Raw genomic sequence first — 25,951 nt, 5'->3', positions numbered from 1 at the left:
TACTTCATCATATGAGGACATATATCCCTTGGTGCAAGGGCGAATGCGGGGTTTCGGCCTTACGTTCGGCATGACTTAGCGGCAGGGGGAAATCCGGCACAAGATGACAAATATGGACAAAGTGTTAACAAAAGGATTGACGAGAGACTAAAGTCCTTGTAAGATGTAAGTAATTTCAATATTATCTTCATCCAGACAACTGCATACCCAAACTTTAACATGTTACCGAAAGGGCATAAGTTAAAGAAGTGATTTTGCTTCTTTGACTATGCCCTTTTTTTGTTCTCTCGGGACCGCTAAGGAGGTGAGGAACTCCCGGTAAGAAGGCGTTGGTTGACAAAGCATCAGGGGGACCGCTTCAGTTTGTAACCGATTACAAAAGAACCTTTAAGGAGTGTTTGTACACATGAAAAGAAACAAATGGCTCAACATGGGACTTTCGCTAATGATGGTATCCGCAATTGCGGCAGGGTGCAGCAAAACGAACACAACGACTACGCCGGCAGCTACTCCGGGAGCGTCCTCGAACGCGAATCCGGGAGATGCGAGCGGCAAGAAACTGACCGGCGAGTTTGAGATCCAGTATTTTGTCGGCGGATACGGAGATACCTGGTGGAAAGCGGCCATCGACGAGTTCCAGAAAGCTAATCCCGATCTGAAAATCAAGCAGTCCGCGGGAGCCAAAATCAACGATCAGATGAAACCCCGCTGGATTCAAGGCAATCCGCCGGATGTGGTTTATATCGACGGAGCGGGCGCCAACGCGAGAACCATGTATCAGGACGGCCAGCTCATGGATATTACCGACTGGTTGAAAACCGCCAAAAACGCGGACGGCAAAAACATTATGGACCTGTTCATTACCAAGCCGGAAGAGTACGAAGCAGGCAAATACTACGATGTTCCGCTCGTCTTCGGATCGTGGGGAACGTTCTGGGATCGTGCCGAGTTCAAGAAAAACAACTGGGAAGAGCCGAAAGACTGGGAGAGCTTCCTTGCGGTAGGCGACAAAATCAAAGCTTCCGGCAAAATGAGCGTCTACATTCACACCGGCGTGTACCCGTACTACATTAACGGGGCGTTCCTGGATTCCGCAACCGTGGCGGCGAACAACTACGATACGTCCATTATCAAAAAAATCAACAACATGGAAGAAGGCGTATTCAAAAGCGAACCGGTTATGAAAGCGCTTGACAAGATCATTCAAATGCGCGATAAGGGCTTCATCGACAAGGGTTCCGTCGCTTTGAACCACACGGACTCCCAAACGCAGTTCCTTCAGCACAAAGCGGCCTTTATTCCGAACGGCCTCTGGGTAGAGAACGAAATGAAAAAAGACGTGCCGCAAGGCTTTGAATTCGGATTCATTCCGTCCATTGCCCAGGAAAAAGGCGGCAAAAGCGTAGCCATTCCGACTACGGCCACAATGGGTATCGCAAAAAAAGCGAAAAATCCGGAAGCGGCAAAAGCGTTCATCCAGTTTATTTTTACGGAGAAGCAAGCGGGGAAATGGGCGGAAGCGACAGGCGCTCTGCTTAACGTGAAAACGAATCTCGACAACACGTCCGCAAGCAATCTGGCAAAAACGGCCATCAAATCCTACAGCTCCCCGGAAACGGTTGTAGCTCCGGAGCCGGTTATTCCGGAAGACCTCAAAAAAGTGCGTAACGATTCCACGCTGGCTCTGACTCAAGGCACGATCACCAAAGAAGAGTGGGCGAAACGTATGGAAGACGAAGCAGCCAAGCAGCGCGCCAAATTGAAAAAATAAGCACCCATATCTCCGGAGTGATAATAAGGGAATGCGAATTCCCTTATTGTCGTTCCCAGGAAAGCGGAGGTTCTCGCATGAAAGGAACACCTGTGACTAATCCGGCTGGAGCCATCGTGGCGAAAAAGCCGAAGGGCGGACGCTCCAGGGTAAGACGCAATCTGTTTATCGCGTCCTTTATCCTTCCGACCCTGCTGCTCTATCTCGTATTCACCGTCTATCCGATGCTCAAAGGCATCTATCTCAGTTTGTTTGACTGGTCCGGCGGATCTATGGATTACAATTTTATCGGGCTGGACAATTTTAAAGAAATGTTCAAAGATCCCATTATTCCGAAAGCCCTGCTTAACGATTATTTCCTGGTTGCGGGCAAAGTGATTGGCTTTATGGTGCTCGCCCTGTTTTTTGCAGTCTCGCTTACCCGTCTCAAAATCAAAGGCTCCGGGTTTTACCGGGCGATCTTCTTCCTTCCGAACGTAATCTCCGTCGTAGTCGTCGGCGTACTGTGGCGTTACGTTTATAACCCGAACCTGGGCTTTCTGAACTCCCTGATCGGCACAATAAAAGGTGAGCCGTTCGTGTTTCCTTGGCTGGGAGATGCGGCAACGGCGATGTGGTCGCTGCTTCCGCCTTCGATCTGGGCCGGGGTCGGTTTCTGCACACTGCTCCTCATCGCGGGAATTTTAAGCATTCCGGACTCTCTGTACGAAGCCGCAGGACTTGACGGCGCCACCCAGTGGCAGCAGTTCTGGCACATTACGCTTCCGCTGACGTGGGAACAGATTCAGACGTCCGTGATCTGGATCGTGATGACGACACTGAACGGCTCCTTTATCATCGTCTCGATTATGACCGAGGGCGGGCCTGATAACGCGACCCAAGTACTGGGCTCCTACTTGTACCAGCAGGGCTTCAGGCAGTATCACCTGAGCTATGCGGCGGCTATCGGCGTATTGACGCTCTTTGTTTCTCTAATCACGACGGTTGCCTTGCAGCGCATTATGAAAAGAGAACCGTTAGAAATTTCGTAGAGGGGTTATATGCATGAGTGATGGACTGAAAAACCCGTTCTGGCGCATAGTCGTCAACCTGCTTTTAATCGTGTGGGCGATCATGGTGCTTTACCCGCTCGTCTGGACCGTTCTCGGCTCCCTGAAAGATAACCAGCAGTTTTTCCAGGGAAAACCGTGGAATCTTCCCCAATTTCCGCTGTTGTTCTCCAACTTCAGTTACGTTTGGGATAAATACCAGTTCGGCGGCTATTTTATGAATTCGATCATCGTTACGGTAGTCAGTGTCCTGGCGGGTCTCGTGCTTTCGGCAATGACGGCGTACATTCTGGCCCGGTTTGCCTTCAAGGGAAGCGGCGTCCTCTATTACGTGTATATCGCTTCGATGATGATTCCCATGTTCCTGGGGATGATTCCCCTTTTCTTCCTGATGAGCGATATGGGATTGACCAATTCCCTTCTTGGGCTTATCATCGTATACACAGTTTCTACCATTCCGTTCAGCGTGTTCGTCCTGGTCGGATTCTTCAAAACTTTGCCGTCCGAAATCGAGGAAGCGGCCATGATGGATGGCGCCTCTTACTACGGCATTTTCTTCCGCATTATGATGCCTCTCGCCAAACCGGGACTCATTTCCGTCAGCATCATCAACGTGCTGAACACGTGGAATGAATACATTCTCGGCGTCGTACTCAACAGTGAACCTTCCAAATACACCCTTCCTGTGGGCATTGCCGTTATGCAGGGGGAGATGCAGTACCGGACGGAATGGGGTCCGCTGTTTGCGGCGCTTCTCATTTCCATGGTGCCGGTCATGATTTTCTATCTCATTTTTCAGCGTCAAATTGCCAGCGGAATTACAGCGGGCGCGGTTAAATAACGGCCCGCCGCTTTTTTCCGCAAGATGAAAAAGGTGAGCAAACATGCTGCATACGCTTCAAAAAATCGGCCGGTCTCTCATGATACCGATTGCCGTCCTGCCGGCCGCCGCAATTTTGCAGCGGCTCGGCGCTTTTACTTTCCAGGATCCGTTTCTGATCTTCATCTCGAAAATATTCAGCACCGGCGGCAATGCCATTGTGGATAACCTTCCACTGCTGTTTGCGATCGGCATCGCAATCGGCATGACGTCCGGCCAAGGAGTGGCGGCGCTCGCGGCTACGGTAGGATACGTCGTGTTTGTGAGAGCGCTTGCGACTTTTGAAAGCGTACCCGTAGAGCAGACGACGCCTGGAGCCCATCTGGATATGGGCGTCCTCGGAGGGATGATGACGGGGCTTATCACCGTGATGCTGTTCAACCGGTTTCATAATATCAAGCTTCCGGATTATCTCATGTTTTTCGGGGGCCGGCGTTTTGTGCCCATCATTACCTCGCTCGTTATGGCAGGGATGGGAGGGATTATGGGCCTGATCTGGCCTCCTGTACAGGATGTGATCCGGGATGCGGGCCTCTGGATCGTAGATGCGGGGGGAATCGGCGTATTCATGTACGGCTTTCTGAACCGGCTTCTCCTGGTCACGGGTCTGCACCATATTCTGAACAGTATCGTGTGGTTTCAGGTGGGCGAGTTCATGACAAATGCCGGAACTTATGTTCATGGCGATATGACCCGCTACAACGCGGGCGATCCGAGCGCGGGCATGTTCATGAGCGGCTTTTTCCCGACGATGATTTTCGGCTTGCCCGCGGCCGCTTTGGCGATGATCAAATGCGCGCTGCCGGAGAAGCGGAAGAAAGCGGCCGCTCTGCTTTACAGCGCCGCACTTACCTCGATGCTCACCGGGGTGACGGAACCGCTTGAATTTTCGTTTATGTTTGCGGCACCGCTGCTGTACGGAGTGCATGCGGTTCTGAACGGTCTTGCGATGCTGTTCATGCATCTGTTTAATATTAAGCTCGGTTTCAGTTTCTCGGGAGGATTTATCGATTTATTGTTGAATTGGAAATTAAAGGAATTTCCCTTTACGTTTCTGATCATAGGAGTTGTCTATTTTGTCGTCTACTACGGGTTGTTCCTGTTTCTGATTAAAGCCTTTAAATTGAAAACCCCGGGCAGGGAAGAAGACTTTCCCGGTTTGACCGCGGCGATCGTATCTTCGGCTCCGCCCCCGGAGGAAGAACGGATTACGGCTATCGTGAACAGCGTGGGCGGCATCGGCAATATCATCAAAGTGGACTCCTGCATAACCCGGCTGAGGCTGTGGCTTAAAGAGGCTGAAGAAGTGGAGGAAGAAAAACTGAAGGAACTGGGTGCATTCGGAATTATGAACATGGGAAAGGGACACGTGCACGTTATTTTCGGGACGGACTCGGAACTGATTAAGGAATCCATTGCCAAACGTTTAGCTGCATAGATGGAGGAGAACCTTTATGATTCAAAGAAAAATCATTCACGTGCTTTCCCATAATGTAGTCATGACGAAGCTTTCGACCGGCAAAAATTCAATTGCGTTCGGCAAAGGAATCGGATTTAAAAAAGAACCGGGCATGATTATACAGGACGCCGATATTTCGCAGGAATTTCTGCTGCACACTTCGGAAGTGCTGGAGCATTACGAGCACATTCTTCATGCCGTCGACGTCAAAATCATCGGGATTACGGAAGAAGTGATCGCTTACGCGCAGGGGCATCTGGAAGGGGAATTTTCCGAAACGATCCACGCCGCGCTGGTCGATCACATCAACTTTGCCGTGGAACGCTGCAAGCGGGGGGTTCATATCCTTAATCCGTTCGCTTACGAAATCAAGCACTTGTACGAGGAAGAGTATCGGATAGCCAGCAAGGCGATCGATTTTCTGAATCAGCATCTGGATGTGAGGCTGCCGGACGATGAAATCGCTTTTCTCGCGATGCATTTCCATACCGCCCGGACCAAGGTGGAAAAAGGAACGGCGCTTGCGGTGGTCAGACTGGTCGCCCAGGTAATCGAGAGAGCCAAGGAGCTCGGTCTGGATTTTGACAATTCGTTTTCGACCGTCCGTTTTATTTCTCATTTAAAAGCCCTTATCGACCGGATCATGGAACAAAAAACGATACGGAATCCCCTGCTGGGTAAAATCTGCGAGGAATATCCCCTGGCGTTTCAAAAAGCGGTCCTTTTGGCGGAACTGCTCAAGGCGAATCTCCAAAAACCGATTCCGATGGATGAGATCGGCTTTCTGGCTCTTCACCTCGAACGGCAGATGCAGCGCTCCGGGATGGACTAAACCGCTTCTCTGCTGCCGTAGGGAAAGTGGCGGGCTCCGGTCGGAAGCGGCACCCCGCATTTTCTCGACGGCAGCAATCGTGATAAGATCGGAATGAGGAGGGATGAATCATGGCAGATTCCACATTCCGTGCCTTGCAGGTCGATAAGACCGGGCAGGGCGTTTCACTCGGTATACGCGAAATGACGGTGGAGGAGCTCCCTGAAGGCGAGCTGCTGGTGAAGGTTGCCTACTCCGGCGTCAACTTTAAGGACGGTCTTGCCTCCACGCCGGAGAGCAAGACCGTCCGTTCTTATCCGATGGTGCTCGGCATCGACTTGTCCGGCACCGTCGTCTCATCGGCCGATCCGCGCTATAAGGAAGGGGACGAAATCCTCGTCACCGGCTACGCGCTCGGGACCGGGCATTTCGGCGGCTACAGCGAGCTGGCCCGGGTGCCGGCGGACTGGGCGGTGCCCGTACCGGACGGCCTGACGCCGAAGGACGTCATGGCGCTCGGCACCGCGGGCTTCACGGCCGCTCTCTCCATCCAGCGGCTGGAAGACAACGGCCTGCGCCCGGGCCAGGGTCCCGTGCTTGTCACGGGAGCTACCGGCGGCGTGGGCAGCACCGCCGTCTCCATGCTGGCGGGTCTCGGCTACGAGGTAGCCGCCAGCACGGGCAAAAGCTCCGAGCACGCATACCTGCGCGGGCTCGGAGCAAGCGAGGTGCTGCCGCGCGAAGCGCTTGCGGCAGAAGACGGCAAGCCGCTCCGCCGCGAGCAGTGGAGCGCGGCGGTAGATCCTGTGGGCGGCGCGTCGCTTCCGTACGTGCTCGGCACGGTACGGTACGGCGGCTCCGTCGCCCTCAGCGGGCTCACCGGAGGCGGGGCGTTTCCCGCCACCGTGTACCCGTTCATCCTGCGCGGCGTGAACCTTCTGGGCATAGACTCTGTCTACTGCCCAGAAGGTTTGCGCAGGAAGCTGTGGGAGCGGCTTGCCGGCGACCTCAAGCCGCGCAGCCTGGGGGACATGATCCAGCGGGAAATCACGCTGGAGGAAGTGCCTGCGGCGCTGCAGGATATCCTGGCGGGCCGCATGCGCGGACGCGTCGTGGTGCGCCTGTAGCGCACACGGGGCGATGCGGCGATGCTCGCCGGGTATCGTCTGCAGGGCTGTGCACCTAGACGCTCCGCCAAACAGCGGAAGCCCATTAAAAAGCAGTCAGATGCGGATTTCCGCGGCTGACTGCCTTTTGGTCTATTAACTTCCTTGCACGCCGGGGCTGCTCCCGTACAGCGCCGTTAGAGGCTCCATGCCACAAGCACATATCTCCTCTGGGATAACATGCACCACCCGGCGCTGCCGCTCCTTCCGAGCTCAGCGTCTTTTTTTACGGCCGTTCGTCCGCGGAATCCCGGAGACCGCTTTCGTTAGCGGTTCGATCTCCCTCGTCAAGCCCTTCCTCGCCGGCTCTCTCCCTTAAGAAAAGATGACGGTAATCGACCCATCCCTGGCGGTCTACGCGAACGCCTCCGATCGAGGAGTGAACGGCGACCCGGAACGTTTTTTTTAATAAATAAAGCAGAGCCGTTTCCGCGTGGAGCATGTCCTCGATCTTCAGCAGCTCCGCAGCCTGCCGTTCAAGGGAGGCCTCGCGCTGGATTTGTCCCACCGCGTTTTGTATGCGGCTTTGGAGGGCGGAGCTCATGTGCCTGTGGATATAGTTGGTCGTCTGAAGGAGATAACCGAGAAAACCTAGCGGAGAAGCTGAGACCGGCATGAACATGCACATGTCTGCCTGATGGACATAGTCCCGGTCTGTAAAAGCGGCGATAGGCATCGTTTCGACTTTCACGCTCAGGCCGGCTTCCGTAAGTTTTCCGGCTATCCAGCGGGCATCTTCACCGTGCTGGGCGTATGCAAGGAGCCGCAGCGTCTCACCGGCGTATCCCGATGCCCGGATCAGCTCGTCCACGGACAAAGACGCGTTGTCACGCGCATAACCGGCGTTCAAATCCGGTTCATCCGGAAGCCGTGAACCTTGCCTCAACTGAAAATCCCGCATAATGCCGGACGAAGGACCGACCCGGTTATCTCCGAGCTCCCGCGCCATGGCTTGCCGGTCGATTAGCAGGTCGATAGCCTGACGAAGGAGCCGGCTGCGGCACGGACCGCGTCTGGCGTTGAATGTGAGCACAGTGCTTCCGTCGAATACATGCTCCTCTTTGGCAAGAAAACCTTGATGTTTATACTCCTCCGCAGGCATCGGGACATCTCCGTGGGAGACGATGAGCTTATCTTTCCCTTTCGGACGATAGGCGGCAAGCTGTTCGGGTAAAATCCACATCTCGATCACATCCAGATGAGGCCGTACGCCGTAATAGCCGTCAAAGGCATGAAGCCGGCAAATATATTTGTCATAAAACTCCATCCGGAAAGGTCCTGTACCTATAGGGGAGCGCCCGAAAAGGGAGGGACTGTCCCGGACGATATCTTCCGGAACGATAGAAGCCGCCGGAAACGTCAGGAAGAAAGGCAGCAGATGATTGGACCGTTTGAGCCCGATCCGAAGAATGTAAGGGGTTATGGGAGTGAGAGACACTACATCCTGGATAAACCAGGACCAACTGGAGCCGCTGGCGGGATCGGCAAGCCGTTCCAGCGAGTATTTCACATCCCCCGCATCCATTTCCCGGCCGTGATGGAAGAACACTTTTTTGCGCAGATAAAAGGTCCACTCGGTGCCGTCCGCACTGCATTCCCAATAATGGGCAAGCTGGGGGAGCAGATTTCCCGTTGCGGGATCGAGTTCGAGCAGCGTCGAGAACACATGGCTGATAAGTTGGCAGTCCGTGGCATAAATGGCGTGGGCGGGATCGAGCGAAACGGGGTGCCGGAACAAGGGCAGACGCAGAGTATCCAGGACGGCTCCCCCGGAGGAGGCGGTAGTAAAGCCGAAATATCCGGACATCCAGTCCAGAAAACTGTCCTTAAGGGCGTAGTGGCGTCCGTAGGTGTGGATCAGTTCGACGGCGGCTTTGAAGTCGCCTTTGCGGGTCAGGTCCATCGCGGTCCGGGAGATGAGCTCCGGAGCCGGGATCACGAAAGTAAGCAGGGAAGAACGGCCGCGTCCGCAGCCCGGCTGCCAGTGGATCCAGTCCAGCTGGGTCATTTTCTTAAGCAGCAGTTTCACATTCCGTACGGTGCAGAACCAGTGGCCGGCCAGCAGGTCCAAGGTGATCGGAACCGGCTCGCCTTCGCGCGCATGCGGCTGGCTGACGCGCAGCTGCAGATAATAATCATAAAGCTGCATAAAGTCCGGTCTCCTTGTAGTTGTAAAAAAGGGGAAAATATTAAAGGTAATTATACTCTTTTTGTTCCTCTTATTCCATCTATAATCAAAGGTAGCCGGCCGCTTCACACAAAGAAAGGGGTTTGACGCATGTATCCTCAACCATATTATCTGGAAAAAGAAATGGAACAGCACAACCGGGACCTGGATCGCAGACTCCGGGACTATACCAAATTCGGACGTTTTCTCTGCTCGAAGCTTATGAGCAGCAAGGACGGAACGAAGAACGCCAGTACAACCGCTAAATCCGCCGTATAAAACGTACTCATAAAGCTCCTGAGCCTGTCATAGGATGTAGTACAGGGCGGCATGTCCTTTAAGCTGCTGCGGGCAGAGGCTCGAGGGCGGGATGCCGTCACTTCAGGGGGAGCGTGAACAGCCGTGAAAGGATTCAAAAACGTGATTTTTATGAGCCTCGCGCTTGGTATGCTGCTGTACTCCGTACCGCAGCTTGATATTGGGGGAGGCTTTACCCTGCCGACGGTGTTCGGCGCGATTTGGATCTGTTTCGCCCTGCTTATCATCGCGGCTCATCTGCACGAGCTTCTCGGTGTCGATGAGGAGACCCGGCAGGAGATCGTCCGCGTCAAGCGGATGAAGCGCTGGCGGATGGAGCAGCGGCTGCAGGGCAAGAAAATGCTGGGCCTGCGCAAGTAAAGTATCCGGGGGGCCCGGCGAGTGCCGGGGTACCGCGAATACCGCAGACACCGCAGACATCGTAGGTCCCGTGGACACGCGGAGATTACAGGCAGCGAAGAAAAACCAGACGGACGGCGCTTTCCGCGCTTTTCGTTTGGTTTTTCTTCGTCTATAATAAACTTAACAGACTAATACAGCGAATCGGACGGGGGTAGTACAGTTGGATGAAACGGGAACAGAATCGTTAACGAAGCACGAACAGATTCTCCGCCATATCGAGAGCCTGAAGATCGGAAGCAAGATCAGCGTCCGCAAAATTGCGGACCAGCTCGAAGTGAGCGAAGGCACCGCTTACCGCGCCATCAAAGAAGCGGAGAATCAGGGCCTCGTTTCCACGAAGGAAAGGGTCGGCACGGTCAGGGTCGGCAAGCGGGAACGCCGCAATATCGATAAGCTGACCTTCGAGGAAGTCGTGAACATCGTGGACGGCGAAGTGCTCGGCGGCATGAACGGTCTGGAGAAGACGCTGCACAAATTCGTGATCGGGGCCATGGAACTCGATGCGATGATGCGGTATGTGGAGGCGGGCTCGCTCCTTATCGTGGGCAACCGGGAGGAAGTGCACAGGCTGGCTCTGGAGCAGGGTTCCGGCGTACTGATCACGGGCGGCTTTCACACCAGCCCCGAGATGACGAAGCTGGCGGATAAGCTGGAGCTTCCCATCATATCGAGCAGCTACGATTCCTTCACCGTGGCTTCGATGATTAACCGGGCCATTTACGACCGGCTGATCAAGAAAAAAATTCTTCTCGTCGAGGATATTTTGACGACGAATCCGCATGTTTTCGCTTTGAAAGCGAACAGCTCGGTCAAGGAATGGCGCGCACTGGTCGAAGAGACGGGGCACAGCCGGTTTCCCGTCACGGACGAGTGGAACCGCGTTATCGGGCTTGTGGCCCCGAAAGATATGCTGGGCGCCGATGCCGGCCAGACCGTCGACCGCCTGATGACGAGGAATCCTCTGACGGTCAGCCCGCAGACCTCCGTCGCTTCCGCCGCCCATATGATGGTGTGGGAAGGGATCGAGCTGCTGCCGGTCGTGGACGGCAACCGCAAAATGCTCGGCGTGATCAACCGCAATGACGTGCTAAAGGCGATGCAGTATATCCAGAAGCAGCCGCAGAACGGGGAAACGTTCGAGGATCTCATCTGGGGAAGGTTCGAGGAATTCCGGGACGAACAAGGGAACGTGGTGTTCCGCGGAACGATAACGCCCCAGATGACGAATCACCTGGGGACGGTATCGGAAGGGGTCCTGACCACTCTCATGACGGAAGCGGCGTACCGCGTCGTGCAGACCGTCAAGAAGGGGGACCTCGTGATGGATAACATGTCGACGTACTTTATCAAACCGGTGCAGATCGAAAGCGAGATCCAGATCCGGCCCAACATTCTGGAAGTGAGCCGTAAATTCGGCAAAATCGATGTGCAGATCTACCATGCAGGCACTTTGGTGTGCCGGGCGATGCTGACGGCCCAGTTTATCGACGGCGTCTGATCAGCGGGACATGCGGGAGAAGTACGAATAATTGCGGATTCCCGCAAACAGGTTAAACAGTCCGAGCAGCAGGCAGATCGTCCCGAATATTCGGCGCACCGGCGTGTCCGAGAGGAAGAAAAGCTGCGTCACGGCAATAAGAATAAGCATCAGCCCCATACTGATATTCATCAGCGCGGCGTTGGTGCCTCTTTGCTTTGGATCGGTTTTCCGGCGGGAGCGGAAGCTGAAGACGACCGAGAAGAGCAGGGTAATAAAAATAAGCGTAGACAGTACGATTTGAACCGTTTCTAACATGTACGGAAAGCCCCCTACAGATTGTTTTGCCTTAACTGTACCGATTTTTCCTGGAAAAAGCAACGAAGCCGGGGCCTCCAAGGGCAACCGGCTGTCATGAGTAAAGAAGGGATTCAATTCTTTCTGTCGAATACATGTCCTGATTATTAAAGGAGACACAACACGGGTTAGTTGCTTATCTCTAATTTCTGCTGCAGTTTCTCCCAGGAGGATTCCAGCTGCAGCCGTGGTACTTCCACAGTTTCGAACTTTTCGATCAGCGTATCTTTGAGAAGATCTTCAAAAAAGTTATCGAATTGGTACTGGGTCATAAATAACACTCCTAAGTTCTGGTCTATGGATAAAAATGTATACTTTTATATTATCTTTAAAACCTTACATAATCAGCGCAATTTTGTTTCGCAAGGATGCAAAATAATTTTCACTGATGCGCAAAAAAGAAGGATAATAATGGAAGAAAATAACGTCTGATTTAAAGACATTTATAGGAACTTACGTCTTAAAATAAATTCTGATATGACAGTCCTATGCTTTCCCGTGAACAAGTGCGCAAACGGGCTTGCGCAGATGTGCAGTCTAGTGCAGATGAACCATAAAAAAAGATTGCATATCAGCAGTGGGCTGATATGCAATCTTTTTGTTTTTTGCTATGATGTGGATAGGTTTACCACATCATATATCTAACTTCCGGTTTCTCGCTGGAAACCGCTTTTTGCAGTGATTCTACTTCGAGTTTGGACAAAGATGCGGAGGATACGGGAGCCGCTTTGGAACTTACAGCTTCTTTAACAGCTTGCTTCAGTTCACGGGACCATAGTACTGCCGTTTGCATGACAGACACCTCACTTTGAAATTAATATAAAACTTATTTCCTATATTACCTTAAAAACTTGCACTCGAAAAGGTGGATTTTATGAATTCCAAAAAAAAATGGATGATATTGTTTTTTATAGGCATCATCTTCCTTCAGTTCTGGTGCTTAAGGGTAGCTTACCGGTATCCGTATCTGGGTATTATCGTCGATCAGAACCCGAAGCAGGAATGGGTAATCACCCAACTGGAGCGGGTCAGCATCGGCTCCAAAATCGGATTCAAGCCGGATGACAAGATCGTCAGCGTAGACGGGAAAAGGCCGGAAGAGCATCTGACGGTCAAAAAATATTACAGTATCGAGCAGGCGGACGTCATTACCGTGCTTCGCGGAGACAAGGAACTGACCTTTACGACGAGAGACCACGCCACGTCCATGACGGTCGATATTTTATCCCTGCTGGGCGAGATCATTGCTTTTGTTTTCGCGTTTCTGATTTACAGCCGGCTTTCCAAATCCCGGTCGGCTCTTATGCTCTCCGCCGTCTTTCTGAATATCGGGCTTATCTTCATGTGTCTCGGCGCATCGACTCGAACCGATATTCTCGCTAAGGGAATGACGACAAGTCTGGTAGCGTGCCTGCCCTTTCTGTTCCTGCAGTTTCTGATTATGTTTTTCCAGGAACGATCCAATTTCACTTTCTCGACGCGCTACATGAAATACGTGTACGCCGCCATCGGGTTCTCTTCGCTGCTGCAACTCAGCATGTTTTTCCCGGAGGCGAACTTCAAGTTCTACAAAATCATTTATTACGGCACGATGAGTTTCTTCATAGCCGGCTTTATTATGAATATTTATTTGCTGGTCCATTTATACAAGAAATACAGAAAATCGAACGATTATTTATTTACCATTATTAAAACGATTATATTTTGCTTGGGCCTGTCTTTCTGTCCGCTGGCGTTCCTGAACTTTATCCCGAGGATTCTGTTCCAGACGGAACTGGCATTCTCCTATTACAGCGGCTGGTTCATTCTCTTCTTCCCCGTCACCTTCGGTTATCTCATTATGTCCAAGCAGCTTTACGACCTGGACATTATTTTGCGGCGGGTTTTCTACACGGCTGTGATCTCCGTTCTGCCGAGCGCCGTGCTCGTAGCCGTCAATTATTTTATTTTCCAGAAAGACGCGACGCTGAAACACATGGTGATCAGTTTTACGACCACAATGGTTGTGCTGACGTTCGTCACCTACTCCCTGGAGTATTTCGCGACCCGGCTGGAGAAGATTATGTTTCCCAGGAAATATTACCTCCAGCAGGCGCTCAAAAAAATCGCCGGCGCCCTCGGCAGCATTACGAATTTCCGCGAGCTCAGGGATATCGTGCTGGTGGATATCGTGGATATTTTACAAGTATACGGCGGGGCCATCGTAATCCAGTATGCTTCCGGAACCCTGGAAATCATCAGCGAAGGAAATATCGACGAACAGGATGTGAAAAGGCGGTTCCTTACCGGCGACTGGTTCGACTCCGAATATACGCGAACGCTGATCAAAGGGCACGAGGAATACGTAAGCTACCTGGTCATGGCCAAAAAGAAAAGCAATACGTTTATGAACCGGGAAGAAACCCAGTGGCTGAGTCTCATTATTTCGTATTTGTCCGTCAGCCTGGAGAACCTGTATCTGATCCGCAAGCTGAACATGAAGCTGTTGGAGCTGGCCTCCGAGCTTCCCAACCAGGAAGGCAGCGAAGAATACGTCTGGTTCCGCAAGACCATGTTCGATCTGCAGGAAAAAGAACGGACGCGGATCGCGACCGATTTGCACGATACGACTATGCAGGATATTTTCTTCGTTCAACGGAAATTGAAAAATCTTCAGAAGCAGCTGCTTAATCCCGATGACCACCGGCAGCTTAAAGATATTTTGAACCACCTGGAACTGATCAATATGAATTTGCGGCAGTGCTGCTTCGAACTGAATCCTTATCTGCTTAAAAATATCGGGCTTGTCCGGGCCCTGCAGAACCTCGTGGATACCGAATCGAGTCTCGGCGATTACGAAATTCAGTTCGTGACGGAAGGAAAGACGACGGCGATGGAGAATCTCGATTATGAGGCGAAACGTCATATTTTCCGAGTCATTCAGGAATTGATTACAAATGCGAAGAAACATTCGCAGGCCAGCAGGCTTTTCATCCGGCTTGTCGCAAGCGGAAGCGAGGTTAGCATTCACTATGAGGACGACGGTATCGGGTTTAGACCGAATTCGTCGTCAGGCAAGACAGTCGGCCGTTCCGGTATGGGCCTGGAGCAGATGAAAGGCCGGGTCCTGCATTTAAACGGGCAGTTCACAATGGAGTCCATGACGGGTAAAGGCGTTGAAGTCAGAATTCAGATCCCTATAAAGGAAGGCATACCGACATGAATAAAATACAACATATCCTAATAGTTGATGACCACCCCGCCATGGCTTACGGCACGAAGTTTATTCTGGAGCAGGAGGAGAATATTCAAGTGGTCGGCGTCGCGACGACGGGGGAAATGGGCGTCGAAATGATGGTGCAGTTGAATCCTTCCATCATTTTTCTCGATTTTCACCTTCCGGATTTAACGGGCATGGAAGTCGCCGTCAAGATGAAGGAATTGAATAAGGACGTTCAGATCGTGATTTTCACGGGCATTGATTATATGCCGATTCTGAACAACCTTCTGGAGCTCGGCGTTTGCGGCATCATGTCCAAAGACTCGAGCGAAGATCAGATCCGCAACATGATGCGGGCCTTGAAGGAAGGCCAGTCCGTCATTCCGATCTCCCTCCTGCATCAGATGAGGCTCAGCCACCCGGACGATGATTTGTCGAGCTTGACCGACGAGGAAATCAACATCATGAACCAGATCGTCAAAGGCGCCACCAATGAGCAGATTGCCGATGAGATTCATATGAGCAAGCGATCGGTGGACAACTACGTGCGCAAGATCTACGACAAGTTCGGGGTGAAATCCCGGGCTCAGGCTATCGAGAAGTTTTTACAAATCAAGCGTTGACCAATCCCGAAAAGGCGGTGCAGCATGAAGGCTGAAGTTTGGAGCGATATTCAGAATCTCATTGAAACTTATTTTACCGTACCTTCCTTGAAAGAACTGCTGTTAAAAAGCGTGGCGGACAAGAAAGAAGAGCACTCCATCTGGGGAGAGCTCACCTGGAGTGTTCACGATCTGCTGGGCGGAAGCAACCCGGCCATTCACCGGGCCGCCGCATTGACCGAGCTTATGCTGCTTGCGCTGGATATCATGGACGACATCCAGGATCAGGACAATACGGAGAAGCCGTGGATGACCGTGCCCCAGGAGCAAGCGCTGAACGTATACACGGGACTCGTGACGGCGTCCGTCTCCGAATTGGGAGCCCTCCGCCGCCAATACCCGGCCGCCCCTCTGCCCGATCCCGCCAAAGTATGCGAATTCATTACGGAGGCGATTAACGGCCAGCATCTGGATGTGACGAATGCCGTGCAGACGGAAGAAGACTACGTGGGAATGGTTCAGCGCAAATCCGGTACGCTGGTTCAGCTGGCTTTGTACATGGGCTATGCCTGCACGGATGCGAACGCCGATGAAGATACCGTCGGCAAGCTGAACCGTCTGGCCGTCTATATGGGACTGATGGCTCAGCTCGACAACGATTTGAGCGATCTGCTCCGTTTCGATTACAAGAACGATCTCGTTCAGAAAAAGAAAACCATCCCGGTCCTGTTTCTTCTGGACGAGGAAGATACGGAATTCCCGGTCATCCAGCAGTATTACAACGGTGAAATCGACCAGCCCCAATTTTTAAAACATAAGCCGCAGTGCGTCCAGTATGTCGTGGACTCCGGCTGTATCGAATACACGCGCACGATTCAGAACTTGTATCTGCACCATGCGGACGAGCTGTTTGCCGAAATTCCGGCCGCTTCCGCGAATAAAGAGGCTTTCCGGGAGATCGCACTGGCCCGTTTCGAGCTGTAACGCCCGGTTTCAGCCTTTTCCTACCTATTTTAAATAGGAAGGGCTAGTAAGAGCCGTTAAAGGCGTCATGATCCGGCACGATCGTTCCTTTGTCGGGAAGAGCCTGCTTCTTCGGCTCGTCCGCCGTAATCCACACGGTCAGCTCCGATTGTACGAGCGCCATCGCTTTGACATTGACGATGTAGTCTTTATCGATTACGCCGTAATACGTTTTGCTCGCGATGAGGCGTTCGTACAATTGGGGCGAATCCCGGATTTCCCCCAGCTTCTGTCCTTCGACGATTTTCAGATCCCTTTTGACCCGGTCCTCCAGCGCTTTCTGAACATGGCTTTCCAGCGGATGCTGAATATCATTGTACAAATGGACGGTCACGCGCGTGATCAGTCCTTGTTTGTTCTTGAATTTGTTCAGCGTTTCGATATCCAGTTGAAGCCCGTTGTTTTCTTTTTTCAGGTTCCAGTTCTCGATCACGAGCACGTTGTAGGTATGATGATACAAGCTTAGAAACACGGCGCTGCCCACAATCCCTCCCGCCAAAAAAAGCCCGATACCCGCAAGGAAGCGGGGATAACGGTCGAAACTGGGCATTTTCAAGACTGCCCGCCCCCCTTGCAGATCAGCTGGATGAGCGATGTGCCCATGTGCGCCCCGATATAGGCGCTGATGATCAGCAGAATTTGCTTGAAAGCGGGAGAAAGCTGCCCGTCCTGAAAGTTGTCCTGGATCATCCGGATGGGGTCGATCGTGCCCCCGATTGCGGCGACCATCGCCCAAATTTTAATGTTCTCGGCGATAAGCAGCATCTTATAGGTTGGGGGCTGGAGCGACAGAACCGAGCCGATACCCGCCAGCATGCTGCCTCCCATAACGACGCCGAAAGCTACGAAGAAATTGAGTATCGCGGAAGTGACAAAGCCCGTCACCTGATTCCCTTCTTTCTTTTTTGGACTTCTGTGCGGTTTTAATAGGGTCCCTTTGGTAAAGTCTATGAAGTTCCGTGAGCGTTTATGATAGAGAAAAGAGACAAAGCCCGCGATTCTTGCAGAACGGGTCCGGTCTCTATTTTTTTGCTAGAATCTCCGGAAAATTGCGTTATACTGATTAAAAAGAAATTTCACCGGAGATCAAGAGGAGCAAAGGAGGCAGGTTTCTTGTACGCCAAAGCCCACATTCGCAGCATGGCTCCCTACATACCCGGCTTTCAGCCGGAAGCGGAGCAGCAGGTCATCAAGCTCAATTCCAACGAAAATCCTTATCCGCCCTCACCCGATGTGAGAAAGGCGCTGGCAGGTTTCGATTACGCTCTGCTGAGGCGCTATCCCAATGCGACGGCCGAGCCCGTAAGGGAAGTGCTGGCGGACATCTACGGTGTGAACCGAAATCAGGTGTTCTGCGGCAACGGTTCCGATGAGATCATTTCCCTCCTGTTCAAAGCGTTTCTGGAGGAGGGAAGCACCATCGCCCTGCCGTATCCGACTTATTCGCTTTACCGGACCGCGGCGGACATCCACCGGGTGCACTGTGAATTCGTACCGACCCGGGAAGATTTCAGCATCGATACGGAAGCTCTGCTCGCCGTGCCTTCCCAGGCCGTCATTCTCGTAAATCCCAATGCCCCTACGGGATTGCTGGTGTCCGTGGATGCGATCGAAGAGCTTGCCGGCCGTTACAAAGGGCTTCTGATCGTCGATGAAGCCTATATCGATTTTGCCGATGGAGAAGCGAGCGCCTTGAGGCTGATCGGCCGCTGTCCGAACCTGCTGATTCTGCGCACGTTATCTAAATCGTATTCGCTTTGCGGAATTCGCTTCGGCTATGCGTTTGCGGACGAGGCTCTGATCGAGGCGCTCGACAAATGCAAAGATTCCTACAATGTGAGCATGCTCACGCAAACAATCGCGGCCGCCGCGCTGAGGGACCGGTCCTATTTCGGCGAAACCGTCGGCCGTATCCGCGCGTCCAGGAGCAGCTTAGGCGGCAGTCTTCGCAGCCTCGGGTTTGCCGTTCCCGATTCGGAGACGAATTTTCTGCTGTGCACGCCTCCGGCCGGATCGGGTTTATCCGCACGAAGGATTACGGAGTGGCTCGCGGAGCGGCACGTGTACATCCGGCATTTCGATTCCCCGCTGCTTGAGGACAAAATCCGAATCAGCATAGGCACGGAAGAGGAAAACCTTAAGCTGCTGACACTCCTTGAAGACCTGCTTAACAGGCCGGAGGATGAAACGGTTTCATCGGGAGCTTGAATCTTCTTTTCGTTTACAAAAATAAAATGTATTAAAGGAGCAACGCTATGACATCTCCAGCGAAAGGCGCAATTTCTGAAAAACTCGCAGGCCAGCTTGAAAAAGGCTCCTGGATCCGCAAGCTCTTCGACGAAGGGAAGCGGCTGATCGACATTTACGGAGCCGACGAAGTGTATGATTTCTCGCTTGGAAATCCGGTAGTCGAGCCGCCCGAGGCTTTCCTGAAAGCACTGGCCGATACGGTAAACAGCGGCGAACTGGGCAAGCACCAGTACATTCCGAACCAGGGGCTGCCTTCGGCAAGACAGAAAGTGGCGGACTATCTCAACGGCCGGTACGGGGGCAGCGTCAAGCCCGAACATATCGTCATGACGGTCGGAGCGGGCGGAGGGCTGAACGTAGTCCTGAAAAGCATCCTGAATCCGGGCGATGAAGTGATTCTGCTGACGCCTTACTTCGTGGAATACGACTACTATGCCGACAATCACGGCGGCGTCGCGGTTCATGTTCCCCTCGCCGACGATTTCAGCGTCGATACGGAACGTGTCGCCCGGGCGATTACGGAGAGAACCCGCGCGATCATTATCAACACACCGGGCAATCCGACCGGTACGCTTCTTACGCAGGACAATTTGAACGAACTGGGAAAAGTGCTTGCCGAAGGCGAGAAAAAACACGGCGGCCTGATCTACATGGTGTACGACGATCCGTACAGCCAACTGGTCTACGACGCGGTTCCGCCGAATCCGTTTGCCGCATACCGGCGTACGATCCTCGTCAGCTCGTTCAGTAAAGACCTTGGAATCGCCGGGGAGCGTCTCGGCTATGTCGCGGTCGACGCTTCGGCAGACGATGCGCAGCTGCTCGCCCAGGCGTTCGTTTTCAGCAACCGCACGCTCGGATTTGTCAACGCGCCGGTTATGATGCAGCGTGTCATTACGCGTATGGATACGCTCGCCGTCGAGCAGCAGGAATACCGCAAGCGGCGCGATCTTATGGTCGGCGTGCTGCAGGAGGCCGGGTATGAATTCACCGTGCCGCAGGGAGGCTTCTTCATCTTCCCGAAGACACCGATTGCAGACGACGTCGAGTTCTGCCTGAAAGCGGTGCAGGAGCATCGTCTTCTGATCGTGCCGGGAAGCGGCTTCGGGCGGGGAGGGCATTTCCGTTTGTCCTACAGCGTGCCCATCAAGCAGATCGAGCGCTCCGGCAAAGTATTTAAGTCGCTTCTGGATTCTTACCGGTAATCAAGCGGCGAGAGAGAGGAGTACGGAGAAAGCGGGAGAGGCAGGCTGCTAGCCGTTTCCAGCGTGCTCGGCCTCCGGGTGCGCATTCCGGCACGGAATGCCGCGCGATCGACCCCCAAACAAAGAGAAGCTCCTGCTGCTGCATGGCAGCAAAAACAATAAATAACCGTCTGTGTCCCTACGGGTGCAGGCGGTTTTTTTAAGATAAAAACGGGCCGGAGGTGAGATTTTTCCGGGGCGAACGCATTTTCGCCTTTTTGAAAATTGTGATAGAATAGAAGAAAGGAAGTTTCGGAGGAGTAATGGCCATGAATTCGTTTATACATCTGCATGTTCACAGTGAATACAGCCTGCTTGACGGGGCCGCCCGCATTCAGGACCTCGTGGAAACCGCCTCGCAGCTGGGCATGAAGTCACTTGCGCTGACGGATCATGGTGTCATGTATGGGGCAGTGCCGTTTTATAAGGCGTGCCGGGCCAAGGGCATCAAGCCTATTCTGGGCTGCGAAGCTTATTTTACGGAAGGGACGATCCGCACCAAGGGAACGCGGCAGGAGCAGCCGATCTACCATCTCATTCTGCTGGCCAAAAATATGCAGGGCTATCAGAACCTGATGAAGCTGTGCTCGGTCGGTCATCTGGAAGGATTCCACTATAAACCGCGTATTGATCACGACCACCTCGCCCGTTATTCGGAAGGGCTTGTTTGTCTGAGCGCATGCCTGGGGGGAGAGGTGTCCCAGCATCTGCTCCACGACCGCAAGGAACAGGCGAAAGCGGCCGCCGAGCGGTATCGTTCTATTTTCGGCGAGGACTTTTACCTTGAAATTCAGGATCACGGTTCCATCGAGCAGAAAAAAGTCATGCAAGGCATGATCGAGCTGAGCCGGGAGACGGGCATCCCGCTTGTCGCTACCAACGACGTGCATTACGTCAGGGAACAGGACCATGTGGTGCAGGATGTGCTTCTGTGTATCGGAACCGGCAAGACGGTGGACGATCCCCAGCGCCTCAAGTTCGAGACGAGTCAGCTTTACCTGAAAAGCGAAGACGACATGCGCAAACTGTTCGCACATGTACCCGAGGCGCTTGACAACACGCTGCTTGTGGCGGAGAAGTGCGAACTGGCTTTGAATTTCGACCAGTCCATTTTGCCGAAATTCAAACCGATCCCCGAGGGGTTCGACGCGGGAGAATACCTCAGGGAGCTGTGCACGGAAGGTCTTGCCCGGCGCTATGAGAACCAGCCGGGCTGGAATGACCTGCAGGGGGAATACCGGCAGACGCTGGAGACGAGGATTTCATACGAGCTTGGCGTTATCGAGAGCATGGGCTTCTCGGATTATTTTCTCATCGTCTGGGATTTTATCCGCTTCTCGCACGAGCACGGTATTATGACGGGACCCGGAAGGGGGTCTTCGGCAGGAAGTCTCGTTGCGTACGTGCTCCGGATTACCGATGTGGACCCTATTCGGTATAAGCTGCTCTTTGAGCGTTTTCTGAACCAGGAGCGGATCACGATGCCGGATATCGATATCGATTTTAACGACGAGCGGCGGGACGAAGTTATCGATTATGTCGTGGCGAAGTACGGGCAGGAACACGTCGCTCAGATCATCACGTTCGGGACGATGGCCGCCAAGGCCGCCGTACGCGATGTGGGCCGGGTGCTGAACGTTCCGTACAACGAAGTGGACCGTGCCGCGAAAATGATTCCGGGGCAGCTCGGCATGACGCTGGAAGCGGCCCTGAAGGTAAATCCGGATTTGAAGGAGCTGGCCGCGAAACAGCCTAAAACCGCAGAACTGCTGAATATGGCGAAACGTGTCGAGGGTATGCCCCGTCATGCTTCGACACATGCCGCGGGAGTTGTCATTTCGCGCGAACCGTTGACCCATTATGTTCCCTTGCAGGAGGGAACCGGCCAAACACCGCTGACCCAATATTCGATGGAGCATCTGGAAGCCATCGGTCTGCTGAAGGTGGATTTTCTCGGTCTGCGGACCTTGTCCATCATCGAACGGACCTTGAAATCCATTGAGGAGCAGGAAGGCATCAAACTGGATTTGGCGAAGCTGGACATGGATAACGACCCTCTGACGTACGAGCTTCTCGGGAAAGGAGAGACAACCGGTATTTTCCAACTGGAGTCTCCGGGAATACGCAAGGTGCTTCGGGATTTGAAGCCGTCGGGATTTGAAGATATCATTTCCGTTAACGCCTTGTATCGTCCGGGTCCGATGGAGTTTATCCCCCGGTACATCGAATGCAAGCACGGACTGAAGGAGCCGCAGATTCCGCATGAAGCGCTGGTGCCGATCCTTAAGGATACGTACGGCATTATCGTCTATCAGGAGCAGATCATGCAGATCGCTTCGGTCATGGCGGGATTTTCGCTCGGCGAAGCGGATCTGCTCCGGCGTGCCGTTTCCAAGAAGAAGCGCGAAGTGTTGGATGAGCAGCGCGCACACTTCGTGGAAGGCAGCGTCGGGTTAGGCTATAAGGAGGAAGAGGCGAACGGCGTCTACGACATGATCGTGCGGTTCGCGGATTACGGGTACCCGCGTGCGCATGCAACCGCTTATGGCGTACTGGCTTTCCAGACAGCGTACTTGAAGGCGCATTATCCGCGGCATTTTATGGCTTCCATGCTGACGGCCGTCGTCGGGAATCACCGGAAAACGGCCGAGTACGTCGACGAATGCAGACGGATGAAGCTTGAAGTGCTGCCCCCGGATGTGAATGAGAGCGGCGTTAATTTTACGCCTGTCGCTCCTAAAGCATCTTTACCGGCTGCAGAAAGCGCAGGCGAAGGGCACGGAGGGACGGACAACGGAGATAAGGGCCCCGAGGGGGCCGCCGTTACGGCCGGAAGCAGTCATTCTAAGGGAGAAGATGGGGTTACCGGGGATTCCGCCAAGAACGATGCAGGCGCTTCTCCTGAGGGTAAGGGTGCCATCCGCTTCGGTCTGGCCGCGATCAAAAACGTCGGCACGAACGCCATCGAAGCGATCCTCAAGGAGCGGCGTGAGAAGCCTTACGAGAGCCTGCTCGATTTCTGCCGGAGAGTGGATCTGCGCGTCTGCAACAAACGCGTGATCGAATCGCTCATCCAGGGAGGGGCGCTTGACGGCTTTCCCGGTCACCGCGCCCAATTTGTCGCCATGCTGGACGATACGGTGGAGGCCGCGGTGAAATGGCGGAAAGAGCGGGATGATCTGCAGCTTCACTTATTCGGCTTCGTTGAGGAACCGAACTGGGAAGTGGAGATTCCGGAGGTTGCCAGACTTTCCCGCACCCAGCAGCTGGAGTATGAACGTGAACTGCTGGGACTCTATATATCCGGCCACCCGCTCGATGACCATCAAGAGCTGCTGCAGGAGCTGGAAGCGGACCCGCTGCATTATTTACAGGATTATGCCGATAACAGTGAAGTTATCGTGGCGGGTATGGTTGTCTCCAGCAAAACGATCGTCACGAAGAAAGGCCAGCCTATGGCCTTCATGGATCTGGAGGACCGGATAGCGCGGGTCGAAGTGGTTTTATTCCCCGAAGCGTGGAAAAAACATGCTCCGCTCGTGCAGAAAGGCAGCGTCGTGCTTGTCAAAGCGAAGCTTCAGCTGCAGGACGAAGACCCGCCGAAGCTGCTGGCGGAGGCAGTGGCCGCGCCGGACGATCCGTCCGTCCGCCGCTGGCAGCGCCGTCCGCTGCGTCCGGGCGGCCAGTCCGCCTCCGGCGGCAGTGCGCCGCGGGGAGCCGGGGCTCCGCCGCAAGCAGGGCGCGCCGGAGAGCGCGGCTCTGCGGCCGGGAACGCCCGCAGCGGGCAGCCGGGCGGAAGCCCGGGAGCAGGCAGCGGCGCGAACGTGAGCCCGGGCGCCGGCACGCGCCCGGGCGGCGAAGCTGGCGCCCAAGCGGGCGTAAGCGGCAGCGCACGGCCTGCCGGAGGCAGCAGCCGGGCGGACGCGGCCTCCGGGCGCGCACAGGCGCCCGGCCGTGCCGCAGGCTCTGCGCACGGCTCCAGCGTGGTGCGCGAGACGCGCCGCGGAGCCGCTGGCTATGGCGCCGGAGAGCCCGGCCCTGCAGCCGGCGAAGCCCCCGGCGGGCAAGACGGCGGCCCGCGCCCGGGCGGCGAAGCCACCGCCCACGGGGGCTCGTCCGGACGCGCCGCAGACCGCGGCAGTGCGGCCCCGCAGCGCTCATCCGCCGCCAAGTCTGCGGATGAGCCACGGCGCCCCGCCGCGCAGGGCACACCCGCTGGGGCGTCCCGGCAGCGGGTGTACGTCAAGATCGCGGCTCACCTGGAGGAGCCGCACAACCTCGTGAAGCTGCAGGAGCTGCTGCAGCTTCACGCGGGTCCGCTGGAGGTCGCGCTGTTCTATGAGCGCACCCAGCGGCTGCTGGCTTTGAGCGGCCAGTACCGCGTCAAGCCTTCTCCGGAGCTGTTCCGTTCGATCGAACAGCTGATGGGCAAAGATTGTGTAAAGGTGAAATAATCCTCCTTTTTCCGGCATACATTTGTAAAATCGCCAAAAGCGGCAGCCTGTCCGCAAGTGCGCGGTAACTGCCGGATAAGGGAGGAATGAAGCATGAGTACAGAGCTGGTGCTGCAAATGCTGCGGGAAAGGGGTGTGACCGCGGAGAGTGTTGCCGAAATTGTTCTTCAGCTCCAGAAGCCATATAACAAGGCTTTGACGATAGAGGTTTGCCTGGAGAGCGTGATGACCGTGCTTGCCAAACGCGAAGTGCAGTACACCCTAATGACCGGTATCGCACTGGACGAGCTGGCGGAACGCAAGCTTCTTCCCGAACCGCTGCAAAGCATTCTGGAAGCGGACGAGCCCCTGTACGGGGTGGACGAGACGCTGGCTTTGGGAATTGTACATGTGTGTATGGTATGATCGGGCTGACGAGCTTCGGTTATCTGGATAAACAGAAAATAGGCGTGATCCGCGATCTCAACGACCATCAGCGGGAGATTCACGTGTTTCTCGACGATCTCGTGGCCGGGCTGGCCGCAGCGGCATCCGCCAGAATCGCTCATCAAAACCAACCCGTTTCGACTTATTTCGAGGAATTTTGCGAAACCGGCGAAACCGGTGTGGATACGAAAGAGCCCGCATAGCCCGGCTTTTATCTGTTGCAGGTGCTCGAACGGTTGAGCGCCGTCTCGGCGAAGCGGTCGGGACCACAGCGATAGCGTCCGCGTATCAGATTCACAAAAACTTCACCAGCCCGTGGGCGTGGGAAGTTTTTTTTGTCGAACCGATGGGGTCTAGGGAATATTTTACAGAGGAAATGCCTTGGTATCCGGGCAGCGGAAAGCGGTTCGCGGCATGCCCCATCCTTCTTTTTCCATGTTTAATCTCAGGTGTCAGTGGAGCGGAAGCCTCTTAGGGAAGACAACCCTTCCTTGCGGGAAAATTAGAGGTTGTGTTATCATTATTCCATTGTATAGAACTTGAGAGAACGGAAAGTGAAGGCTAGAGATACGCTGCTGCGTCATTTTCATTTTGGCGCGATCCATTTTACCCGGGTACTGTTGAGGAGGTATATCCCCATGTGGACCGTGATTTATATTGCCCCCACCGCCAAAATTGCGGAGCGTATAAAGCAACGCCTGTCGGAGGAGGGGTTTCTGGTCCAAATTCGAGCAATCTCCATGACCAAGAACCAATTTGAAATCGTGGTTCCCGAGGGTGAAGTGGAAGAGGTTCAAGAAGTACTCAACACCATTTTACATCGCTGACCGCAGCGGTTGCGAAGGCGTGTTTTACGAAACCCCCGCAGCGAGACGGCTGGAGCGGAAATTGTAAGC

General features: G+C 54.0%; 22 protein-coding genes and 1 pseudogene. 17 read left to right on the top strand and 6 right to left on the bottom strand.

Going from position 1 to position 25,951, the window contains the following annotated elements; all coding sequences use genetic code 11:
* The first annotated feature begins 406 nt into the window (after positions 1–406).
* The 6 genes from AC2TF6_RS21780 to AC2TF6_RS21755 all read left to right on the top strand — a co-directional run bounded on the left by AC2TF6_RS21780 (position 407) and on the right by AC2TF6_RS21755 (position 7,097).
* The gene (locus tag AC2TF6_RS21780) at positions 407–1,771 is read left to right on the top strand and encodes an ABC transporter substrate-binding protein (protein WP_491308458.1); all 1,365 of its coding nucleotides are present in this window, start codon (positions 407–409) and stop codon (positions 1,769–1,771) included.
* Between the two features lie 77 nt (positions 1,772–1,848).
* Positions 1,849–2,802 carry a carbohydrate ABC transporter permease gene (locus tag AC2TF6_RS21775; RefSeq protein ID WP_491308457.1) on the top strand — a complete coding sequence of 318 codons (954 nt, stop codon included), beginning with the start codon at positions 1,849–1,851 and terminating at the stop codon, positions 2,800–2,802.
* Positions 2,803–2,815: 13 nt separating this feature from the next.
* Positions 2,816–3,661 (top strand): carbohydrate ABC transporter permease, encoded by an 846-nt coding sequence (locus AC2TF6_RS21770; RefSeq protein WP_009674591.1) that lies wholly within the window; start codon positions 2,816–2,818, stop codon positions 3,659–3,661.
* Positions 3,662–3,704: 43 nt separating this feature from the next.
* Positions 3,705–5,138, top strand: a complete 1,434-nt coding sequence (locus AC2TF6_RS21765) for a PTS transporter subunit EIIC (RefSeq protein ID WP_491308456.1) — start codon at positions 3,705–3,707, stop codon at positions 5,136–5,138.
* 16 nt (positions 5,139–5,154) lie between these two features.
* Positions 5,155–5,991: a PRD domain-containing protein gene (locus AC2TF6_RS21760; protein ID WP_009674595.1), complete on the top strand. Its 837-nt coding sequence runs from the start codon at positions 5,155–5,157 to the stop codon at positions 5,989–5,991.
* A gap of 110 nt (positions 5,992–6,101) precedes the next feature.
* Complete coding sequence (locus AC2TF6_RS21755) at positions 6,102–7,097, top strand: acrylyl-CoA reductase family protein (RefSeq protein WP_491308455.1); 996 nt, start codon at positions 6,102–6,104, stop codon at positions 7,095–7,097.
* A gap of 265 nt (positions 7,098–7,362) precedes the next feature.
* Here AC2TF6_RS21755 and AC2TF6_RS21750 read toward each other — a convergent pair whose 3' ends face one another.
* Complete coding sequence (locus tag AC2TF6_RS21750) at positions 7,363–9,285, bottom strand: ABC transporter substrate-binding protein (protein WP_491308454.1); 1,923 nt, start codon at positions 9,283–9,285, stop codon at positions 7,363–7,365.
* A gap of 129 nt (positions 9,286–9,414) precedes the next feature.
* Between AC2TF6_RS21750 and AC2TF6_RS21745 the strand changes: the two genes are divergently transcribed.
* From AC2TF6_RS21745 to AC2TF6_RS21735, 3 genes are all read left to right on the top strand, one after another.
* On the top strand, positions 9,415–9,582 hold the full coding sequence (locus AC2TF6_RS21745) for a hypothetical protein (RefSeq protein ID WP_009674593.1): 168 nt from the start codon (positions 9,415–9,417) through the stop codon (positions 9,580–9,582).
* 123 nt (positions 9,583–9,705) lie between these two features.
* Entirely contained in the window at positions 9,706–9,981 is a 276-nt protein-coding gene (locus AC2TF6_RS21740; protein WP_218229266.1) for a hypothetical protein, read from the top strand.
* A gap of 202 nt (positions 9,982–10,183) precedes the next feature.
* Positions 10,184–11,521 carry a DRTGG domain-containing protein gene (locus AC2TF6_RS21735; protein WP_009674567.1) on the top strand — a complete coding sequence of 446 codons (1,338 nt, stop codon included), beginning with the start codon at positions 10,184–10,186 and terminating at the stop codon, positions 11,519–11,521.
* Here the strand turns inward: AC2TF6_RS21735 and AC2TF6_RS21730 are convergent, their stop codons facing one another.
* The 3 genes from AC2TF6_RS21730 to AC2TF6_RS21720 form a co-directional block, all read right to left on the bottom strand.
* Positions 11,522–11,818 (bottom strand): YtpI family protein, encoded by a 297-nt coding sequence (locus AC2TF6_RS21730; protein ID WP_009674559.1) that lies wholly within the window; start codon positions 11,816–11,818, stop codon positions 11,522–11,524. It lies immediately after the preceding gene.
* 167 nt (positions 11,819–11,985) lie between these two features.
* A complete protein-coding gene (locus AC2TF6_RS21725) occupies positions 11,986–12,129 on the bottom strand; it encodes a hypothetical protein (protein WP_009674608.1) in 144 nt (47 codons plus the stop codon).
* A gap of 353 nt (positions 12,130–12,482) precedes the next feature.
* Complete coding sequence (locus AC2TF6_RS21720; RefSeq protein ID WP_326052339.1) at positions 12,483–12,650, bottom strand: hypothetical protein; 168 nt, start codon at positions 12,648–12,650, stop codon at positions 12,483–12,485.
* Positions 12,651–12,731: 81 nt separating this feature from the next.
* On the opposite strand from AC2TF6_RS21720, the gene AC2TF6_RS21715 reads away from it, so the two are divergent.
* The 3 genes from AC2TF6_RS21715 to AC2TF6_RS21705 are packed head-to-tail and all read left to right on the top strand — an operon-like array spanning position 12,732 to position 16,642.
* Complete coding sequence (locus AC2TF6_RS21715; protein WP_491308453.1) at positions 12,732–15,059, top strand: sensor histidine kinase; 2,328 nt, start codon at positions 12,732–12,734, stop codon at positions 15,057–15,059.
* Positions 15,056–15,679, top strand: a complete 624-nt coding sequence (locus AC2TF6_RS21710; protein WP_009674584.1) for a response regulator — start codon at positions 15,056–15,058, stop codon at positions 15,677–15,679. Before AC2TF6_RS21715 ends, AC2TF6_RS21710 begins: the two co-directional genes overlap by 4 nt.
* 24 nt (positions 15,680–15,703) lie before the next feature.
* Complete coding sequence (locus AC2TF6_RS21705) at positions 15,704–16,642, top strand: polyprenyl synthetase family protein (RefSeq protein ID WP_491308452.1); 939 nt, start codon at positions 15,704–15,706, stop codon at positions 16,640–16,642.
* A gap of 43 nt (positions 16,643–16,685) precedes the next feature.
* Here the strand turns inward: AC2TF6_RS21705 and AC2TF6_RS21700 are convergent, their stop codons facing one another.
* On the bottom strand, positions 16,686–17,231 hold the full coding sequence (locus AC2TF6_RS21700; protein ID WP_326052349.1) for a sporulation membrane protein YtrI: 546 nt from the start codon (positions 17,229–17,231) through the stop codon (positions 16,686–16,688).
* A gap of 2 nt (positions 17,232–17,233) precedes the next feature.
* Positions 17,234–17,566 (bottom strand): YtrH family sporulation protein, encoded by a 333-nt coding sequence (locus AC2TF6_RS21695; RefSeq protein ID WP_009674587.1) that lies wholly within the window; start codon positions 17,564–17,566, stop codon positions 17,234–17,236.
* A gap of 228 nt (positions 17,567–17,794) precedes the next feature.
* Here AC2TF6_RS21695 and hisC point away from each other — a divergent pair, with 228 nt between their 5' ends.
* The 5 genes and pseudogenes from hisC to AC2TF6_RS21670 all read left to right on the top strand — a co-directional run bounded on the left by hisC (position 17,795) and on the right by AC2TF6_RS21670 (position 25,882).
* Positions 17,795–18,889, top strand: a complete 1,095-nt coding sequence (hisC, locus tag AC2TF6_RS21690) for a histidinol-phosphate transaminase (protein WP_491308451.1) — start codon at positions 17,795–17,797, stop codon at positions 18,887–18,889.
* A 47-nt stretch (positions 18,890–18,936) separates the two neighbouring features.
* The gene (locus AC2TF6_RS21685) at positions 18,937–20,136 is read left to right on the top strand and encodes a pyridoxal phosphate-dependent aminotransferase (protein WP_491308450.1); all 1,200 of its coding nucleotides are present in this window, start codon (positions 18,937–18,939) and stop codon (positions 20,134–20,136) included.
* A 308-nt stretch (positions 20,137–20,444) separates the two neighbouring features.
* Complete coding sequence (locus tag AC2TF6_RS21680) at positions 20,445–24,629, top strand: DNA polymerase III subunit alpha (protein ID WP_491308449.1); 4,185 nt, start codon at positions 20,445–20,447, stop codon at positions 24,627–24,629.
* Between the two features lie 93 nt (positions 24,630–24,722).
* A pseudogene (locus AC2TF6_RS21675) lies at positions 24,723–25,258 on the top strand (phosphatidylglycerophosphatase A family protein).
* Positions 25,259–25,693: 435 nt separating this feature from the next.
* Positions 25,694–25,882 (top strand): hypothetical protein, encoded by a 189-nt coding sequence (locus AC2TF6_RS21670; RefSeq protein ID WP_009676703.1) that lies wholly within the window; start codon positions 25,694–25,696, stop codon positions 25,880–25,882.
* Positions 25,883–25,951: the final 69 nt, after the last annotated feature.

The sequence above is a fragment of the Paenibacillus sp. JNUCC 35 genome (assembly GCF_058269095.1).
The sequence above is the reverse complement of the archived record's forward strand: the minus strand, read 5'-3'. Positions and strand labels throughout refer to the sequence as shown.

What these genes read in the sequence shown, in the direction of transcription:
- AC2TF6_RS21705 (WP_491308452.1), top strand. Translation starts at nt 15,704, where the DNA reads ATGAAGGCTGAAGTTTGGAGCGATATTCAGAATCTCATTGAAACTTAT.
- AC2TF6_RS21765 (WP_491308456.1), top strand. Translation starts at nt 3,705, where the DNA reads ATGCTGCATACGCTTCAAAAAATCGGCCGGTCTCTCATGATACCGATT.
- AC2TF6_RS21720 (WP_326052339.1), bottom strand. Translation starts at nt 12,650, where the DNA reads ATGCAAACGGCAGTACTATGGTCCCGTGAACTGAAGCAAGCTGTTAAA.
- AC2TF6_RS21770 (WP_009674591.1), top strand. Translation starts at nt 2,816, where the DNA reads ATGAGTGATGGACTGAAAAACCCGTTCTGGCGCATAGTCGTCAACCTG.
- AC2TF6_RS21670 (WP_009676703.1), top strand. Translation starts at nt 25,694, where the DNA reads ATGTGGACCGTGATTTATATTGCCCCCACCGCCAAAATTGCGGAGCGT.
- AC2TF6_RS21710 (WP_009674584.1), top strand. Translation starts at nt 15,056, where the DNA reads ATGAATAAAATACAACATATCCTAATAGTTGATGACCACCCCGCCATG.
- AC2TF6_RS21680 (WP_491308449.1), top strand. Translation starts at nt 20,445, where the DNA reads ATGAATTCGTTTATACATCTGCATGTTCACAGTGAATACAGCCTGCTT.
- AC2TF6_RS21760 (WP_009674595.1), top strand. Translation starts at nt 5,155, where the DNA reads ATGATTCAAAGAAAAATCATTCACGTGCTTTCCCATAATGTAGTCATG.
- AC2TF6_RS21775 (WP_491308457.1), top strand. Translation starts at nt 1,849, where the DNA reads ATGAAAGGAACACCTGTGACTAATCCGGCTGGAGCCATCGTGGCGAAA.
- AC2TF6_RS21780 (WP_491308458.1), top strand. Translation starts at nt 407, where the DNA reads ATGAAAAGAAACAAATGGCTCAACATGGGACTTTCGCTAATGATGGTA.
- AC2TF6_RS21700 (WP_326052349.1), bottom strand. Translation starts at nt 17,231, where the DNA reads ATGCCCAGTTTCGACCGTTATCCCCGCTTCCTTGCGGGTATCGGGCTT.
- AC2TF6_RS21715 (WP_491308453.1), top strand. Translation starts at nt 12,732, where the DNA reads ATGAATTCCAAAAAAAAATGGATGATATTGTTTTTTATAGGCATCATC.
- AC2TF6_RS21755 (WP_491308455.1), top strand. Translation starts at nt 6,102, where the DNA reads ATGGCAGATTCCACATTCCGTGCCTTGCAGGTCGATAAGACCGGGCAG.
- AC2TF6_RS21725 (WP_009674608.1), bottom strand. Translation starts at nt 12,129, where the DNA reads ATGACCCAGTACCAATTCGATAACTTTTTTGAAGATCTTCTCAAAGAT.
- AC2TF6_RS21750 (WP_491308454.1), bottom strand. Translation starts at nt 9,285, where the DNA reads ATGCAGCTTTATGATTATTATCTGCAGCTGCGCGTCAGCCAGCCGCAT.
- AC2TF6_RS21745 (WP_009674593.1), top strand. Translation starts at nt 9,415, where the DNA reads ATGTATCCTCAACCATATTATCTGGAAAAAGAAATGGAACAGCACAAC.
- AC2TF6_RS21685 (WP_491308450.1), top strand. Translation starts at nt 18,937, where the DNA reads ATGACATCTCCAGCGAAAGGCGCAATTTCTGAAAAACTCGCAGGCCAG.
- AC2TF6_RS21730 (WP_009674559.1), bottom strand. Translation starts at nt 11,818, where the DNA reads ATGTTAGAAACGGTTCAAATCGTACTGTCTACGCTTATTTTTATTACC.